At 74.3% G+C, this 13,970-nt stretch carries 11 protein-coding genes and 3 pseudogenes; 8 read left to right on the forward strand and 6 right to left on the reverse strand.

The annotated features are described in order from the left end of the window. Positions 1–112 precede the first annotated feature (112 nt). The 5 genes from ACFYU0_RS19745 to ACFYU0_RS19765 all read right to left on the reverse strand — a co-directional run bounded on the left by ACFYU0_RS19745 (position 113) and on the right by ACFYU0_RS19765 (position 3,941). Positions 113–1,036, reverse strand: a complete 924-nt coding sequence (locus ACFYU0_RS19745) for an LLM class F420-dependent oxidoreductase (protein WP_389302753.1) — start codon at positions 1,034–1,036, stop codon at positions 113–115. A gap of 114 nt (positions 1,037–1,150) precedes the next feature. Continuing rightward, positions 1,151–1,636: a DUF6099 family protein gene (locus tag ACFYU0_RS19750; protein WP_351666633.1), complete on the reverse strand. Its 486-nt coding sequence runs from the start codon at positions 1,634–1,636 to the stop codon at positions 1,151–1,153. Between the two features lie 179 nt (positions 1,637–1,815). Continuing rightward, a complete protein-coding gene (locus ACFYU0_RS19755; RefSeq protein ID WP_389302756.1) occupies positions 1,816–2,160 on the reverse strand; it encodes a nucleotide pyrophosphohydrolase in 345 nt (114 codons plus the stop codon). Continuing rightward, complete coding sequence (locus ACFYU0_RS19760) at positions 2,157–3,455, reverse strand: ATP-binding protein (protein WP_389302759.1); 1,299 nt, start codon at positions 3,453–3,455, stop codon at positions 2,157–2,159. The genes ACFYU0_RS19755 and ACFYU0_RS19760 overlap by 4 nt, the downstream gene beginning before the upstream one ends. Before the next feature lie 96 nt (positions 3,456–3,551). After that, the gene (locus tag ACFYU0_RS19765; RefSeq protein ID WP_199212371.1) at positions 3,552–3,941 is read right to left on the reverse strand and encodes a cell division protein SepF; all 390 of its coding nucleotides are present in this window, start codon (positions 3,939–3,941) and stop codon (positions 3,552–3,554) included. A gap of 269 nt (positions 3,942–4,210) precedes the next feature. Between ACFYU0_RS19765 and ACFYU0_RS19770 the strand changes: the two genes are divergently transcribed. The 6 genes and pseudogenes from ACFYU0_RS19770 to ACFYU0_RS19795 all read left to right on the forward strand — a co-directional run bounded on the left by ACFYU0_RS19770 (position 4,211) and on the right by ACFYU0_RS19795 (position 11,999). Next, a complete protein-coding gene (locus ACFYU0_RS19770) occupies positions 4,211–5,935 on the forward strand; it encodes a hypothetical protein (RefSeq protein WP_389302762.1) in 1,725 nt (574 codons plus the stop codon). A 108-nt stretch (positions 5,936–6,043) separates the two neighbouring features. Beyond that, positions 6,044–7,861, forward strand: a complete 1,818-nt coding sequence (locus tag ACFYU0_RS19775) for a methylmalonyl-CoA mutase family protein (protein WP_389302765.1) — start codon at positions 6,044–6,046, stop codon at positions 7,859–7,861. Further along, complete coding sequence (gene scpA / locus ACFYU0_RS19780) at positions 7,861–10,035, forward strand: methylmalonyl-CoA mutase (protein WP_351666623.1); 2,175 nt, start codon at positions 7,861–7,863, stop codon at positions 10,033–10,035. Before ACFYU0_RS19775 ends, scpA begins: the two co-directional genes overlap by 1 nt. A gap of 6 nt (positions 10,036–10,041) precedes the next feature. Then, entirely contained in the window at positions 10,042–11,046 is a 1,005-nt protein-coding gene (gene meaB, locus ACFYU0_RS19785; protein ID WP_351666621.1) for a methylmalonyl Co-A mutase-associated GTPase MeaB, read from the forward strand. Positions 11,047–11,098: 52 nt separating this feature from the next. Continuing rightward, a pseudogene (locus ACFYU0_RS19790) lies at positions 11,099–11,380 on the forward strand (hypothetical protein); the annotation flags it as partial. 145 nt (positions 11,381–11,525) lie between these two features. Beyond that, the gene (locus tag ACFYU0_RS19795) at positions 11,526–11,999 is read left to right on the forward strand and encodes a hypothetical protein (RefSeq protein WP_389302769.1); all 474 of its coding nucleotides are present in this window, start codon (positions 11,526–11,528) and stop codon (positions 11,997–11,999) included. Here ACFYU0_RS19795 and ACFYU0_RS19800 read toward each other — a convergent pair. Beyond that, positions 11,953–12,659, reverse strand: a pseudogene (locus tag ACFYU0_RS19800) (GNAT family N-acetyltransferase). The gene ACFYU0_RS19795 and the pseudogene ACFYU0_RS19800 overlap by 47 nt on opposite strands. A 198-nt stretch (positions 12,660–12,857) precedes the next feature. On the opposite strand from ACFYU0_RS19800, the pseudogene ACFYU0_RS19805 reads away from it, so the two are divergent. Continuing rightward, positions 12,858–13,044: pseudogene (locus ACFYU0_RS19805) on the forward strand (hypothetical protein); the annotation flags it as partial. A 175-nt stretch (positions 13,045–13,219) separates the two neighbouring features. Then, on the forward strand, positions 13,220–13,687 hold the full coding sequence (locus ACFYU0_RS19810) for a MarR family transcriptional regulator (protein WP_351666615.1): 468 nt from the start codon (positions 13,220–13,222) through the stop codon (positions 13,685–13,687). The last annotated feature ends 283 nt before the right edge of the window (positions 13,688–13,970 follow it).

The raw sequence follows: 13,970 nt of genomic DNA on the forward strand, positions 1-13,970 counted from the left end.
GTCCGAGTCTCCCCGCTGCCGGACCCCGTCGACCAGTGGTTTTCCGGGGCGGAGCGGCCCCTCCGCCCGGTTCGGAGCGGAGGGGCCCACGAGGTGGGGCGGGCGGCCGGGGTCAGGACAGCTGGGTCTGGACCTGGGAGGAGATCAGTTCCAGGTGGTCCAGGTCGTGGAGGTCGAGGATCTGGAGGTAGATGCGGCTGGAGCCGGTCTCGGCGTAGCGGCCGATCCGGTCGACCACCTCGGCCGGGGAGCCGGCCAGGCCGTTGGCCTTCAGCTCGTCCACCTCGCGGCCGATGGCGGCGGCCCGGCGGGCGACCTCCTGGTCGTCCCGGCCGACGCACACCACGAGCGCGTTGGAGTAGGTCAGGGCGCCGGCCCCGCGGCCCGCCTCCTCGGCGGCGGCGCGCACCCGGCCGAACTGCCGCTCGCTGTCCTCGACGGAGGCGAACGGGATGTTGAACTCGTCGGCGTAGCGGGCGGCGAGGCGCGGGGTGCGGGTGGCGCCGTGGCCGCCGATGAGCACCGGGATCTTCGACTGGGCGGGCTTGGGCAGCGCGGGCGAGTCGGTGAGGTCGTAGTAGGCGCCGTGGAAGTCGAAGGTCTCGCCGGTCTTGGTGGCCCACAGCCCGGTGACGATCTCGAGCTGTTCCTCCAGGCGGGCGAACTTCTCCATGGGGAACGGGATGCCGTACGCCTTGTGCTCCTCCTCGAACCAGCCCGCGCCGAGGCCCAGTTCGACCCGGCCGCCGGACATCTGGTCGACCTGCGCGACCTGGATGGCGAGCACGCCGGGCAGCCGGAAGGTGCCGGCCGTCATCAGGGTGCCCAGGCGGATGCGCTTGGTCTCGCGGGCCAGGCCGGCCAGCGTGATCCAGGCGTCGGTGGGGCCGGGCAGGCCGTCGACGCTGCCCATCCGGAGGTAGTGGTCGGAGCGGAAGAACGCGTCGAAGCCAAGATCCTCGGTGGCCTTCGCCACGGTGAGCAAGGTGTCGTAGGTGGCCCCCTGCTGGGGCTCGGTGAAGATTCGAAGGTCCATACACCCATCCTGCCCGGCCCCGGCCCCGCAGGTCTCATCGGTACCGCCGGGCACGGCCGTCCCGATCAGGTGAATCCCTCGGCCGCGGGCGCGGAGTCGGTGCGGTCCGGCCGGTCAGACACCCGACGGGCTGTCCTCCGCGCCCTCGGGTAACGCCTCGACGCGCGCGGCCAGTTTGCGCAGCATCTCCAGGACCCGGTCCCGGGACTCGTCCGCCGCGTCGATGGCCTCCATGCACTGCCAGTACGCCGTCTCGTCGGCCGCCGAGCTGGCCATGCCGACCAGCGCCATGCCGACCTCGCCCAGCAGGCCGCCGAGGCAGAGCAGGGTCAGCCGGGCGTCGTCCAGCTCGGTGAGCTGGGCGGCGCGCAGGTCGCCGGGGTCGAGTTCCGGGGCGTCCAGGACGCCGCAGCCCCGGCCCGCCAGTTCGGTCAGGCCCAGCGCCTCGCCCCGCAGCTCCGGCGGGCCGGACACCGCAAGGCGGCTGCCGATCGCCTGGGCCAGGGCCTGCGCCTGCCACACCTCGGCCATGATCTCGGGCCGGTCGGCGCCCTGGGCCAGGGCCCGCCTGCTCGTCCCGATGAGTCGCACCGCATCCATGCGCTGCCCCCGTCCAGTCCGCCGTGCGTCCTCGCACGCCCGCGTGAACTCCCTTGTTCACTACCCAGAGTGAAGGCGCCTGAGACGTAAAGCCAGAGATGGGCGGGAAATTGTGGACAACAATTCGGATTCGGGACGCACCATGACTCCGCAGAGTGATAGCGGAAGGTGGCACTCCGTCAGTCGGCGGCGTCCGGCCCGGGGGTCGGGAAGCGCTCCTCGTTGCGGTCGATCTTGGCGGACAGGGCGGCGAGCGGATCGACGCCGAGAACCTCGCAGAGCTGGAGGAGGTAGGCGAGGACGTCGGCGACCTCGTCCCGGACCCGGTGCGCGGTGCCCGGGTCGTCCATCACCCGGGCCGACTCCTCGGGCGTCAGCCACTGGAAGATCTCGACCAGTTCGGAGGCCTCCACACTGAGCGCGGCCACCAGGTTCTTGGGGGTGTGGTAGGGCTGCCAGTCGCGCGCGGCGGCGAACTCGGCCAGCCTGCGCTGGAGTCCGGCCAGGTCGGGGTGTTCCGTCACGGCCTCAGGTGTACCACGGTCACCCCTTCGGTCCCCACGGCCCAGGAGGCGTCGCTGACGGCGCCGACGCAGCGGATGTGGCCCCGTTCGCCCATGCGGGCCGCCGTCCGCAGCAGCGCGCGCCGCTGGGCCGGATCGAGGCCGCGGTCGAAGCCGTCGGTGAGCACGGTGAGGGTGCGCAGCGCGTCGGGCACCTCGCCGGGCGTGTCCACGGCCAGCACGCCGGGCCCGGTCAGCAGCACCAGCGCCAGCGCGACGTAGCGCAGTTCGCCGTCGCCGAGCCGGGCCAGCTCGGTGCGGAAGCCGTCGCCCCGGTCGAGCAGCGCCCGGACGGCGCCGTCGGCCAGCGGCTCCGGGACCAGGTCGGCCACCGGTCCGGCGCAGCCGCCGCGCAGCGCCTCCACGAGCGCCGCGTGCCGGCGGCCGCACTCGGAGCGGGTGCGCCACAGCACGTCGGCGAGGTTGTCGCAGCCGGGCAGGAGCCGCCCCGAGCCGGCGGGGACGGGGGCGCGCATGTTCTCGGGGCGCGGGTCGCAGGGGAACACCGAGCGCAGCGCGACGACCATCTGCTCGGCGGCGGCGAGCACCCGCCGCTGCCCGTCGGTCTTGCCGGCCACCCGCAGCGGCAGCAGCGGGGTGCCGAGCAGGTCGTCGGGCAGCGGGGCGCGGGTCACCGGGGCGGCGCCGGCGGTGTGCCAGGCGGCCTGGACTGCCCGTCGGCCCGGGTCGCGCAGGGCGGTCTCCAGCAGGACCACCCCGTCCGCCGTCAGCCGTTCGCCCACGATCCGCAGTTCCGGCTCCGCCTGCACGGCGACGTCGAGCCGGACCGGCCCAGCGGCGCCGTCGGCCGTGCAGCCGATCCGGAAACCCCGGCGCCGCTGGGCGTCGGGCCGCGCCCGTTCCGGCACCCACGCCGCCGGCTCCGGGAACACCTCGTCGAGCGGCGCCCCGCCGCCGAGCCGGGCGAGCGCCTCGTACGCCGCGAGCGCGGTCGTCTTGCCCGAGCCGCTGGGGCCGGCGAACAGGGTGACGGCGCCCAGCGGGAACGCGGCCCGCCGGTGCCCGGCGAAGGCGGACAGCCGCAGTTCGGTGACGCGGGCGCGCACGTCGAGCGGGCCGAGGGCCCCCGCTTCCGCGCCGCCCGACGGACCGCCCCGCCCCGGCACCCGGGCGGAGTCGTCCGGGACCGCGGAGGGCGGACCCGGGGGCCCGGAAGGCGGCGCCAGGGGCTCGAGAATCGGTTCCAGGGGGCCGGAAGGCGGCGGGAACCCGGTGGACACGGGAGGGACGGCCATATGCGGACGGTAGGCCTCCGCCGGACCGGCGAACCGTTTTGCCCGCCGCACCTTCCTACGATCGGGGGACCATCCGCGTCCCGCGTGGCGACGGCCTCAGCCGCCGGCCATCCCGGCGCCCTCCATCAGCCCGCTGACCTCGGTGCCGGGCGGCGTCAGCAGGAAGACGTTGCGGTCGACCCGGTGCATCCCGCTGCCCAGGCCGAACACGACGCCCGTGCTGAAGTCGAGGACACGCTTGGCGACATCGCCCTCCGCGCCGGACAGGTCCAGCAGCACCGGCACCCCGGCCATCAGCGTCTCGGCGACCTCACGGGCGTCCGCGAAGACGTTGACCCGCAGGACGACGAACCGGCGCCGGGTCTCGGTCTCGGCGTCCGGCAGCGAGCGGTGGCGCACCGCCGACGGCCAGGCGTCCCGGCCCCGCAACGGCACGACCTGGGCGAGCCCCTCCCACTGTTCATCGGTGACGTCGTAACGGCTCACCGGCTCCACCTGACCTGACTCGCACCCAATGCCTGCACCAGCCAATTCTTACGCCAAGTCACCCGTTCAGCCCAACAACGACACACTGCGCGACCGCTCATGCGTCCTGTTCCATCCGGCACATGTACGAATAAAACGCCTTCTTACCGCCCTCACACCGGTCTCTTCATGTCGTTCCCCGCCCCGCTCACCGGCCGCCACTAGCGTCCGGTGCCGTGCACTTGGCAGATACACGAGCGGCGGCGCCCGGACGGTGGACACGGCCGGCGATGTCCGCCGCCCCGGAACGTCCCACCGGCGACCTCCCCGGCCCCGCGCAGTGGCACCGGGTCCTGACCCTGCTCGCCGACGTGAGCCTGTTCATCGGGACCCGGTCCCTGTGGTCGCAGGCGGCGAGCCGCAACCTCTTCCTCGTGGCGGTGGTCTCGCTCTGCTACGTGTCGATCCTGGCCGGCGGCGTCCTCGCCCTGACGGTCCGCCGGACGCGCTCGCTGGCCCGCCTCGACCTCATGGTGCTGCTGACCGCGCTCACGCTCACCGCCTGCGCCTGGTGGCTGAACCACGCGGGGGGCGACGAGGCGGTCCTCACCGCCCAGGCCGCGCGGGAACTGGTCGCCGGGCACCCGGTGTACGGGCAGCCGTGGCCCTTCCTGTTCCACGGCCCGAACGTCGCGCTGACGCCGACGATAGACGGGGGCTACGACTTCACGTACGGCTATCCCCCGCTCGCCCCGCTGCTGGCCGCCCCCCTGCTGTGGGTGGGCGGCGGCGGCGCTCCCGCGACGGCGGCGGCGACCGTGGCGCTGCTCACCGGCGCGGTGCTGCTGTGGCGGCTGCTGCCGGTGCCCTGGCGCTCGGCGGCGACGATGGCGTGCCTGGGCTTCGGCTTCCTGCCGGGGTACGCCCGTTCGGGTTATCCGGCGATCCCGGCCATGGTGCTGATGGTCCCGGTGGTGGTGGGCTGGCCGCGCACCGGCCGGGGCGGCCGGCTCGGCGGGCCGGGGATCGCGCGGGCCGTGTGCCTGGGCGCCGCGTGCGCGACCCAGCAACTGCCCTGGTTCGTGGCGCCGTTCCTGCTGGCCGGCATCTACGCGGTGCGCCGCGGCGAGCTGGGCGGACGCGCGGCCACCGCGGTCTGCGCGCGCATCCTCGGGATCGCCGCGACGACCTGGCTGCTGGTCAACGCGTACTTCATCGTGCACGAGCCGGGACCCTGGCTCGACGGCGTCGCGCTGCCCCTGACCCAGGGCGCGGTGCTGCACGGCCAGGGCCTGGTGGACGTCTCGCTGTACTTCACGCACGGCAGCGACCACCTCGACTGGTACGGCCACGCGAGCGCGCTGCTCGCCGCCGCCCTGCTGGCGCTGTACGTGCTGTTCGTACGGCGGCTGGGCCCGGCGGCGACGGTCCTGCCCTGGTGCGCCTTCTGGGTGGCGACCCGCTCCCAGGACGGCTACTACCTGATGATGACCCCGCTGTGGCTCGCGGCGGCGGTCACCGTGCCCCTGTCGGACTTCGCGAACGCCTGGCAGCCGCGCCCCCGGTGGCTCCGGGGACCGCGCCGCCGGCCGGCGCTGGCCGGCGCGGCCGCCCTGCTGGTGCTGCCCGCCCTGGTGAGCGCGGCCCTCGCGGCGACGGGCCGGCCGCCGCTGAGGATGGACGTGACGGCGGCGCGGCGGGCCACGGCGCAGTCGCTCGCCGGCTTGAGCCTGCGGGTGACCAACTCCGGGGACACCGCGCTCACCCCGCACTACATGCTCACCACCAGCCACGGGATGAGCAGGTACTGGTCGCTGACCCGCGGACCGGCCACGATCGCCGCGCACACCACGGCGACCGTCGAACTGCGCGCGCCGTCCGGGAGGTTCCCGCTGCCGCCCGCCGCGGCGGGCGCGCGGCTGCGCCTGCGCGCCTTCACGGGGGACCCGCAGACGCTCTCCACCCGGGACCTGCGGCCGGCCGAACTCGGCCCGCGCAAGCCGCCCGAACGGTAGGGAACCGGGCGGCCGGGTCCGGGCGAGGTGCAGGTCACAGCCGCGGAGAGGGAAACGTCACAGCCCGCGCTCTGCTGTCGGATGAGCACCCTGCCCTAACATCCGAGCATGACGGTCCTGCCTGACGACGGGCTCTCACTGGCCGCCGAGTTCCCTGACGCGACACACGAGCAGTGGCACCGCCTGGTCGAGGGTGTGCTGCGCAAGTCGGGCAAGGAAGTCTCCGGCGCGGCAGTCGAGGACGCCCTGTCCACGACACTCGAGGACGGGCTGCGCACCCGGCCCCTGTACACGGCGCGCGACGGCGCGCCCGACCCCGGCCTGCCCGGCTTCGCCCCGTACGTGCGCGGCGGCCGCCCCGAGGGCAACACGGCCGGCGGCTGGGACGTACGGCAGCGGCACACCGCGCTGGGCGGCGGCGCCGACGGCGCGGTGCTGGCCGACCTGGAGAACGGCGTCACCTCGCTGTGGCTGGTGCTCGGCGAGGGCGGCATCCCGGTCACCGGCCTGGGCCGGGCACTCGACGGGGTGCTCCTCGACCTGGCGCCGGTCGTCCTCGACGCCGGCCGCGACACCGAGGCGGCCGCCGAGGCGCTGCTGCGGCTGTACGAGGAGAAGGGCGTCGACCCGAAGGCGGTGCGCGGCGGCCTGGGCGGCGACCCGCTCGGTCACGAGGCCCGCACCGGCACCCCGCTGGACACGGCCCCCTTCGCCGCCCTCGCCGCGCGCTGCGCCGACGCCTTTCCCGGCCTGCGCGCGCTGACCGTGGACGCGCTGCCGTACCACGAGGCGGGCGGCTCGGCCGCACAGGAGCTGGGGGCGTCCCTCGCCACCGGCGTGGCCTACCTGCGGGCGCTGACCGAGGCGGGACTGCCGGTCGAGGCGGCCTGCGCGCAGCTCGAGTTCCGCTACGCGGCCACCGCCGACCAGTTCCTGACCATCGCCAAGCTGCGCGCGGCGCGCCGGCTGTGGGCCCGGGTCGCCGAGGTGGCCGGGGCGCCGGGCGCGGGCGGGCAGGTCCAGCACGCGGTGACCTCGCCGGTGATGCTGACCCGCCGCGACCCGTGGGTGAACATGCTGCGCGCGACGGTGGCCACGCTGGCCGCCGGGGTCGGGGGCGCCGACTCGGTGACCGTGCTGCCGTTCGACCACGCGCTGGGCCTGCCGGACGCGTTCGCCCGCCGTATCGCGCGCAACACCTCCACGATCCTGCTGGAGGAGTCCCACCTGGCCCGGGTGATCGACCCGGCGGGCGGCTCCTGGTACGTGGAGCGGCTCACCGAGGAGCTCGCCCAGGCCGCCTGGGCGTACTTCCGGTCGATCGAGCGGGACGGCGGCCAGGCCGCGTGCCTGCGCTCCGGCCGGATCCGCACGGACCTGGCGACCACCTGGGCGGAGCGCTCCAAGAAGCTCGCCAAGCGGCGCGAACCCATCACCGGCGTCAGCGAGTTCCCGCTGCTGGGCGAGAAGCCCGTGGAGCGCGAGCCCGCGCCCGAGCCGCCGTCCGGCGGACTGCCCCGGGTGCGCCGCGACGAGGCGTTCGAGGCGCTGCGGGCCCGCTCCGACGCGCACCTGGCGGCGACCGGCTCCCGGCCGAGGATCTTCCTGGCCGCGCTGGGCTCCCCCGCCGAGTACACCGCGCGCGCGACGTTCGCCGCGAACCTGTTCCAGGCGGGCGGCATCGAACCGGTCAGCGAGGGCGCCTTCGAGGACAGCGGCGCCACCGAGGCCGTGCTGTGCTCCACCGACGCGCTCTACGCCGAACGGGCCGGACAGGCCGCCGAGTCGCTGCGCGCGGCCGGCGCCCGGCACGTGTTCCTGGCGGGCCGCCCGGCCGAGCACCCGGGCGTCGACTCGTACGTCTTCGCGGGCTGCGACGCCGTCGACGTGCTGTCCGCGACCCTCGACCGCATGGGAGTGTCCTGATGGGAATCCCCGACTTCGCCGGCATCGAGCTGGGGACGCCGGCCGTCGACGGCGGCGCCGAGGAGTGGCGTGCGGCCGTCAAGCGCGCGACCGGCGGCGAGGAGCCGCTGTGGGAGACCCCGGAGGGCATCGGGGTCAAGCCGCTGTACACCGGCCGTGACCTGGAGGGCCTGGACTTCCTCGGCACGTTCCCGGGCATGGCGCCGTACCTGCGCGGCCCGTACCCGACGATGTACGTCAACCAGCCCTGGACGATCCGCCAGTACGCGGGCTTCTCCACCGCCGAGGAGTCCAACGCGTTCTACCGGCGCAACCTGGCGGCGGGCCAGAAGGGCCTGTCGGTCGCCTTCGACCTGCCCACGCACCGGGGCTACGACAGCGACCACCCGCGGGTGACCGGTGACGTCGGCATGGCGGGCGTGGCCATCGACTCGATCCTCGACATGCGGCAGCTCTTCGACGGCATCCCGCTGGACAGGATGACCGTGTCGATGACGATGAACGGCGCGGTGCTGCCGATCCTGGCGCTGTACATCGTGGCGGCGGAGGAGCAGGGCGTACCGCCCGAGAAGCTGGCCGGAACCATTCAGAACGACATTCTGAAGGAGTTCATGGTCCGCAACACCTACATCTACCCGCCGAAGCCGTCGATGCGGATCATCTCCGACATCTTCGCGTACACCTCGCAGCGGATGCCCCGCTACAACTCCATCTCCATCTCCGGGTACCACATCCAGGAGGCGGGAGCCACGGCCGACCTGGAGCTGGCGTACACCCTCGCGGACGGCGTGGAGTACATCCGCGCGGGCCGCGAGGCCGGTCTGGACGTGGACGCGTTCGCGCCCCGGCTGTCGTTCTTCTGGGCGATCGGCATGAACTTCTTCATGGAGATCGCGAAGCTCAGGGCGGCCCGGCTGCTGTGGGCCAAGCTGGTCTCGCAGTTCGACCCGAAGAACGCCAAGTCCCTCTCGCTGCGCACCCATTCGCAGACCTCGGGCTGGTCGCTGACAGCGCAGGACGTGTTCAACAACGTGACGCGTACGTGCGTCGAGGCGATGGCGGCGACCCAGGGCCACACCCAGTCGCTGCACACCAACGCGCTCGACGAGGCGCTCGCGCTGCCCACCGACTTCTCGGCGCGCATCGCCCGCAACACCCAGCTCCTCATCCAGCAGGAGTCGGGCACCACCCGGGTCATCGACCCGTGGGGCGGCAGCGCGTACGTGGAGCGGCTGACGTACGACCTCGCCCGCAAGGCCTGGGCGCACATCCAGGAGGTGGAGCAGGCGGGCGGCATGGCGCAGGCCATCGACGCCGGCATCCCCAAGCTGCGCGTGGAGGAGGCGGCGGCCCGCACGCAGGCCCGCATCGACTCCGGCCGCCAGCCGGTGATCGGCGTCAACAAGTACCGGGTGGACAGCGACGAGCAGATCGAGGTCCTGAAGGTCGACAACTCCTCGGTGCGCGCCCAGCAGATCGAGAAGCTGCGGCGGCTGCGCGCGGAGCGCGACGAGCAGGCCTGCCGGGACGCGCTGGACGCACTCACCCGGGCCGCGGACGGCGACGGCAACCTGCTGGAGCTGGCGGTGCGCGCGGCCCGGGCCAAGGCCACCGTCGGGGAGATCTCGGACGCCCTGGAGAAGGTGTACGGCCGGCACGCGAGCCAGATCCGTACGATCTCCGGGGTGTACCGCAACGAAGCAGGACAGTCCCCGTCCGTGGACCGTACCCGCGCCCTGGTGGACGCCTTCGAGGAGGCCGAGGGGCGCCGGCCGCGCATCCTGGTCGCCAAGATGGGCCAGGACGGCCACGACCGCGGCCAGAAGGTGATCGCGACCGCCTTCGCCGACCTCGGCTTCGACGTCGACGTCGGCCCGCTGTTCCAGACGCCGGAGGAGGTCGCCCGGCAGGCGGTCGAGGCGGACGTGCACGTGGTCGGGGTGTCCTCGCTGGCCGCCGGCCACCTCACGCTCGTGCCGGCGCTGAAGGAGAAGCTCGCCGAGGAGGGCCGCGAGGACATCATGATCGTGGTCGGCGGTGTGATCCCGCCGCAGGACGTGCCGACCCTGCTGGAGATGGGCGCCACGGCCGTGTTCCCGCCCGGGACGGTGATCCCGGACGCGGCGTACGACCTCGTGCGGCGGCTGTCGGCCGACCTCGGCCACGAGCGGTAGCCGCGTATGGCAGCGATCGATCTCGACACGTACGTCAAGGGCGTGCTCGACGGGCGGCGGGCCCTGGTGGCCCGCGCCATCACGCTGGTGGAGTCCACCCGGCCGCAGCACCGGGCGCTGGCGCAGGAGTTGCTCACCGAGCTGCTCCCGCACAGCGGCCGGGCCCGGCGCATCGGCATCAGCGGCGTGCCCGGCGTCGGCAAGTCGACGTTCATCGACGCGTTCGGCACGCTGCTGACCTCGCAGGGTCACCGGGTGGCCGTCCTCGCGGTGGACCCCTCCTCGACCCGCACCGGCGGCTCGATCCTGGGCGACAAGACCCGGATGGAGCGCCTCGCGGTCGACCCGGACGCCTTCGTACGGCCCTCCCCCAGCGCGGGCACGCTGGGCGGGGTCGCGAAGGCCACCCGGGAGTCGATGGTGGTGATGGAGGCCGCCGGGTACGACGTGATCCTGGTCGAGACCGTCGGCGTCGGCCAGTCGGAGACGGCGGTCGCCGACATGGTCGACTCCTTCCTGCTGCTCACCCTGGCCCGCACCGGCGACCAGCTCCAGGGCATCAAGAAGGGCGTGCTGGAGCTGGCCGACGTGATCGCCGTCAACAAGGCCGACGGCCCGCACGAGCGGGACGCGCGGGCGGCGGCCCGCGAGCTGGCCGGCGCGCTGCGGCTGATGCACGGCAGGGACGCGTTCTGGACGCCGCCGGTGCTCAGCTGCAGCGCCCGGGAGTCGACCGGACTCGACGTGGTCTGGGAGCGGCTGGAGCAGCACCGTACGCTGCTGGACTCCACCGGCCGGCTCGCCGCCAAGCGGCGGGACCAGCAGGTCGACTGGACCTGGTCGATGGTCCGGGACGAGCTGCTGGGCCGGCTGCACGCGGACCCGGCCGTGCGCGAGGCCGCCCCGGCCCTCGAACAGCAGGTCCGGGAGGGCACGCTGACGGCGACCCTGGCGGCGGAGGGCATCCTGCGCGCGTTCGGCGGACGGCGGGACCCGGCGCCGGGGCGGTGAGCCCCGGTTCGTCCGGGGCCCGCCCCGGACGTGACGTTCTGCCCCGGGCCGCATCCCCGGCCGCGGCAGGGCTCCCTGGAGGAACCATGCCCCACCCTCCCGCGTCCCCTCCCCCGGCCCGCGCTGGTACCGGGAGACCGGACCCGCCCGGTGGAGGTCCTTCGCCGCCGCCTGGATCGGCTACGTCCTCGACGGCTTCGGCTTCGTGCTGATCACCCTGGTGCTCACCGAGACCGGCGACGCGTTCCGGCTGAGCACCGTGCGGGCGGCGAGCCTCGTGTCCGGCGCGTTCATCGCCCGCTGGCTGGGCGGTGCGGTCCTGGGCGGCGGCGGGAGCGGTGCCGCCGGGCCCGTCGCGGACGGCCGGCCGGACCCGCACGACGACGCCGCGAAGGGGACGCCGCTCCGCGGCTGAGCCGGGGCGGCACGGGTACCCGGGCCACGGACACACAGATGGCCGACGTGTGGAGGTGTCGACAGTGCGCACCGGACTACTGCGGATCATCGGGGCGGCGACCCTCGCCTACGGAGCCGCGACGGCGTACCGGCCCGGCCTGCTCGCCAGGCCCTGCGGGCTGGTCGACCGGGACGGCGACGTGGACCCGCACACCGCCGCGGTGCTGCGCACCCTGGCGGTGCGGGACGCCGTGAACGGTCTGGCGATGACCGTCGCCCCCCGGGGACCGGCGCTGGTCACGGCCTCCGCCGTGCGCATCGCCTCGGACGTCGGGGACGCCGTCCTCTTCGGCGGCGCACTGCCCGGCCGGTTCCGCCGGGCGGGCGCGGTGGGCACCGCCCTCGGCTGGGCCGCCCTCACCGCCGCCGCGCTGATCGTCCCGGCGGGGCCCGGGCGCAGCGCCCTGCGGCTGGCGGCGCGGGGTGTAGTGCCGGGGACGCCCGGCAGCGTCACGGGGTGCGGAAGCCGCGGAAGGTCACGCGCTCACGGGTCCTGAACCCCAGCCGTTCGTACAGCGCGATCGCGCCCGTGTTCGCCTCCGCCACGTGCAGGAAGGGCCGTTCCCCGCGTTCCGTGACGCGGACGACCAGGACGTCGATCAGCCGCAGGGCGTGGCCCCGGCCGCGTGCCTCGGGCGCCGTGCAGACCGCGCTGATCTCGGTCCAGCCCGGGGGCCGCAGCCGTTCCCCGGCCATGGCCACCAGCCTGCCGTTCTCCCGGACGCCCAGGTAGGTGCCCAGCTCCGGGGTGCGAGGCCGGAACGGGCCCGGGCGGGTCCGTTCGACCAGGTCGAGCATCTCGGGCACGCTGTCCGGGCCCAGTTCCAGCACCTCGGCGTCGGCCTCGGCCTCGCGGCGAGGCGCGGACCGGCCGGTGCCGGACCAGGTCATCTGGCGGCCCTCAGGGTGAAGACCTGCTCCCAGTCCGGCGGCGGCGTGGCGGGGCTGCTGAACATGTCGGCGAGTTCACCGGGCCCGAGCAGCCGGGCGAGGTCGGCCCATTCGGCCGGGTCCGGGTCGGCGGACACCGCGCAGAAGCTCGCCACGTCCGGCAGGTAGCCGACGGCGCGGCCGAAGCGGCGGGCGAGGTGGGCGTGACGGCCACGAAGCGACTCACCCACCGGGTCACCGAGTGCCACGCCGTCGCGATTCCCCATCAAGCTGTCCCTCCGATCCGGCGCGCCCGGATCGGCCGCCCCAGCCAGCGATCATAGGCACGCCCTGCCCGAGCGGACGAAGCCGCCGGGACGGCCCGGGCCGGCCGGGCGCCCGGGCCGGGCAGCAGCCCAGGTCCAGCTCACAGTCTCGCCGCCCGGCCCGGCCGCCGATTCGGGCCAGCGCAAGCAGGCCGGGGCCAGATCCGCCGGGCCGTCCCCGCCCTCCAGATGGGCCAGTACTCCACCGCGGGCGTCAGCGGCGCCATGGCCTTCCCTTTCCGTCCCCGCCTCCGGCAAGGGCAACCTCCGGGGCTACGTCCTGGACCTGGGCGGCGCCAACGCGGCGCCCGGGAAGGTCGGCACGGACGGCCCGTACCCGAAGTAGTCGTAAGGGCCGGCGGCACGGTGGACGCACCGCGCCGCCGGCCTCGCTTCGGCATCACTTCGGTACCGGGCGGGGAAGCGTGTACAAAACACCGGTTGCGATCCTGTTCCCCGGGTACAGCGATGCAATATGGGTTGTCCCCACAGCACCCGCATGTGACTGAAAGTGATGTTTCGTGACTCTTCCCGGCGGCCACCAGGACCGCGCCAGGGGCTCGGGTGACGATCCGAGCGCCGACGCGCAGGCGATCGCCGATGCCGTGGAGCATCTCGCGAACCTCTGGTCCGTCGCCGCCCAGGAGGCGGCCGTACGGCTGTCCCTCCACCAGTTGCGCGCACTGCGGGCGCTGGAGAGGGTGCCGGAGTCGAATCTCACGGGCCTCGCGGAACGTCTCGACATCGGGCTGCCCACCGCCAGCCGACTCTGCGACCGGCTGGAGGCGGCCGGTCTTCTGGAGCGCGAGCTGCACCCGCACCGGCGCCGCGAGGTGCAGCTCAGACTGACCGGACAGGGGCGCCGGGTGCTGGCGGACGTGGCCCGCCGGCGCGCCCAGGCACTGGCCGGCGTGCTGGCGGCGATGGCGCCCGCCGAGCGGTCGGCCCTGGTCCGCGGCATGCGGGCCTTCCTCGGCGCCCAGAGCTAGGGCCTGTCTGACCATTCGCGTCATCGCCCGAAGGGCGGCCGCGCGGCGTCGGGTGCGTGCTCTGGGGGTCCCCCCGGCCGAAGGCTGGGGGAGGGCCGGCTCCAGGGCCGCGTACTGGACGTACTCGGGTCTGGGGCCGGTGCGGCGAGAGTGCGTGCCTGGCGTCGCACGGCAGGCGGGAATTGTCAGACAGGCCCTAGGTGTATTGATCACGAGCGTTGTTGACACCGGTGGGTCTTGAACATAGCGAAGACCTCCGATGTGGTGGAGCTGTCTAGGAACA

Origin of the sequence: Streptomyces sp. NPDC003720 (assembly GCF_042875075.1) — a bacterium.
Classification (GTDB): domain Bacteria; phylum Actinomycetota; class Actinomycetes; order Streptomycetales; family Streptomycetaceae; genus Streptomyces.